The organism is Bacillus sp. CGMCC 1.60114 (assembly GCF_042676365.1).
Taxonomy (GTDB): Bacteria; Bacillota; Bacilli; order Bacillales; family Bacillaceae_G; genus Bacillus_A; species Bacillus_A rhizoplanae_A.
In genome coordinates, this window is record NZ_JBHTHG010000065.1 from 1 (window position 1) to 2830 (window position 2830).

A 2830-nucleotide genomic window follows, 5' to 3' on the forward strand; every position below is an offset into this window, starting at 1 on the left:
AAATTGGTATGAAACAAGACCGGTGGTTCACTGCAAAAGGGTAGAAATGTGATATGATGCTTCTGTAGATATAATGCGGTTTTTGCTTTGTTTTGTGTAAGGGGGTTTTATTTGAACGTAGTGGGATATAAAGCCAAAGCCAAGTGGTGGCGGTGACCCACCGAAGCCGATTTTTATCTGAACGTAGTGGGATATAAAGAATGTATTTCAACGTGTGCATAGTGGAATGGATTCTGTTTTATCTGAACTATATGGGAGATTAGCATCATTTTTAACAGGGGTACCGCCACATGCCCATCAACCTAAGAAAAGCAAATACCCCAAAACGAGAAAATTGACATCTCCAGATGAAAATGTACAATTTTTTTGTTCTGGGGATGCTTCAAAATATTAGCTTGATAGCAATGTGTTTCTACCCATATAAGTTCGTGAACTACGGTACTATGACCATATCGTACAGCTAGTTGAGTGTTCAAATGTTTTTGGTCAAAGCTTTTGTCTTGATATTATATGAACTCACTTCATCACTCCATAATTTTTAGGTAGTGAACGATTTTAGATTACCTAAAATCATCATGATATCCTAAATAATATTTAAAAAGCTAAGCCCATACATCGCAGCAACTGTAAAAATGACTGTCCATACTGCTAGACTGACCGTCATCCAACTTATGACGTGTGTCCGGCTAGATCCAAATGTTAAAGCTAATACGGCTGCAATATCAGTTCCTACGAGAATTGGAGCTAGAAGAGCCAAACCTGGAATACCATATCGTTCCCATATTTTTCTTGATCGGGTTTCTTTTTTAGAAGGTGTAGTTATACCTTTTTTTAGTTTTCTTGCTGCTTGCCATTTTGCATATTGTTTAAAGAAAAAACCGAGTAATAGAACCAAGATAAGATTTCCTGCAAATGCTGTTACTCCTACTGCAAATGGTTGTAACCCCCATGCGATACCAAGTGGTACAACGATTGATACATCCATCCATGGGGCAAAAGCTAAAAGGAATAACACTACATATTGCCATAATGCACCCGCATTTTGAGCCCACTCCACCATATTGTTTCATCCCCTTTGTTAAATACGATTTAAAATAAGAACAGTAGTTAACCAATAGACAATGTATTGACCTGCACCTAGTAAACCAATGCACAATAATGGAACAAAATTATGTTGAGAAAAGAGGAAACAAATCCCTGCCGTTACTGGAAGCGCAATGCTATAGTAAATATACACACTTCGGCAAGCCTTATAGGTTACCCACTGCTGCCCTTCATCTATTTCACGAAATTCAGATGGTATAAAACCAAATAACCTAATCTTATCATGAGGATTCTTTCGGTTATAAATCCTTGTGAGAATGAGCCATAAAAAAGTAACCGTCACTAAAATCCCGAAACATAACTTTGCTAAAATGACTTGTGTATTCATAAGAGAAAATAGTAAAAATGCAATAATCAACACAAATATACTGACCCCTATAAGTGGAGATCTTAAAACCTGTTTTATCATAATCGTTCCTCTCCCTTTAAATAAAAAACCTCTTCTACGGTAACTTGAAATACAGCAGCTATTTTTAACGCCATAGTGACAGATGGAGAATAATCACCTTTTTCTATTAATCCAATTGTCTGCCTTGTGACCCCAATTGCATCGGCCAAGTCTTGCTGAGTCCATCTAAATCGTGCTCGTAATTCTCTAACTCTGTTTTCTAGCATCATAATTTCCCTTTCCTCATTTACAATTACTGTAATTGTAAATGATTACTAACTAAATGTAAACAATCATTTGCATTATGTAATGAATAATTGCTAAATACGACATAAATTACCCCTAAGTTAAAAAGGGAGCCCACCCCATCGCTATCAAGCTAACAAAACAAAATACCCCATAAAATGAAAAAATACGCTATTCTTTCTGTAGAATCATAGGAAAGGATGGCGTTTTTTTATGGACCTCTCACTTTCTGAAGAATTGTATCTATTCTCACAAGAATTACAATGCTTTCTATCTCCAGTAGTCCTACAAGACATCGCCAGACAAGTTGGCTTTGTACAGCGATCTAGTAAATATCAAGCAAACGAACTCATTGCCCTTTGCGTATGGCTCAGTCAGGAAATCGCTAGCACATCACTTACACAAATTTCTTCGAGAAGTCTTTACTTCTCTTCTCACACAAAAACTCTGTTCCAATCAATCGCTTTCTGCACACATGATGTCTATTTTCAATCGTATTCGTATTTTAGATGCGACGGTGTTTCAATTACCAGATACCTTCGCCACTGACTATCAAGGGTCAGGAGGAAGTAGTAATACTGCGGGGGTGAAGATTCAACTTGAATACGATTTACTCAGTGGTCAATTTTTAAACGTACATCTTGGGCCAGGAAAGAACAATGATAAAACATACGGTACCATTTGTCTTGAAACCGTTGAAAAAGGAGACCTATGTTTGCGTGATCTCGGTTACTTTGATTTAAGTGATTTACAAGCGATTCACGATAAAAAGGCTTACTATATCTCGAGGTTGAAGCTGAATACACGCATTTATATCAAGAACCCTGAACCAGAATACTTCAACAATGGTACGTTAAAAAAGCAGACAGAATACATCCAACTTGATATGACACAAATGATGTCTGGTCTAATCCCTGGTGAAACGATAGAAATCCCTGAGGCATACATTGGCCAAAATCAGAAGCTTCCAGCACGTGTCATGATCCATCGTTTAACCGATGATCAAACGCAAACACGCCTGAAAAACCAAGCGATACGTGAAAAGAAGAAAGGCATTGTCATGAAGGATAAAAGTAAACGTTTAATGGGCAT

3 protein-coding genes and 1 pseudogene are annotated in these 2830 nt (G+C 37.3%); 1 reads left to right on the forward strand and 3 read right to left on the reverse strand.

The window, feature by feature from the left end; all coding sequences use genetic code 11:
* Nucleotides 1–583 precede the first annotated feature (583 nt).
* Genes ACFQZ1_RS11020 through ACFQZ1_RS11030 form a run of 3 tightly spaced genes read right to left on the reverse strand, consistent with a single transcriptional unit; the run spans nt 584 to nt 1722 of the window.
* Nucleotides 584–1060: a small multi-drug export protein gene (locus ACFQZ1_RS11020; protein WP_025149318.1), complete on the reverse strand. Its 477-nt coding sequence runs from the start codon at nt 1058–1060 to the stop codon at nt 584–586.
* An 18-nt stretch (nt 1061–1078) separates the two neighbouring features.
* Nucleotides 1079–1513: a hypothetical protein gene (locus ACFQZ1_RS11025; RefSeq protein ID WP_377882242.1), complete on the reverse strand. Its 435-nt coding sequence runs from the start codon at nt 1511–1513 to the stop codon at nt 1079–1081.
* Complete coding sequence (locus ACFQZ1_RS11030; protein WP_000979036.1) at nt 1510–1722, reverse strand: helix-turn-helix transcriptional regulator; 213 nt, start codon at nt 1720–1722, stop codon at nt 1510–1512. The genes ACFQZ1_RS11025 and ACFQZ1_RS11030 overlap by 4 nt, the downstream gene beginning before the upstream one ends.
* Nucleotides 1723–1951: 229 nt before the next feature.
* Here ACFQZ1_RS11030 and ACFQZ1_RS11035 point away from each other — a divergent pair.
* A pseudogene (locus ACFQZ1_RS11035) lies at nt 1952–2830 on the forward strand (IS4 family transposase); the annotation flags it as partial.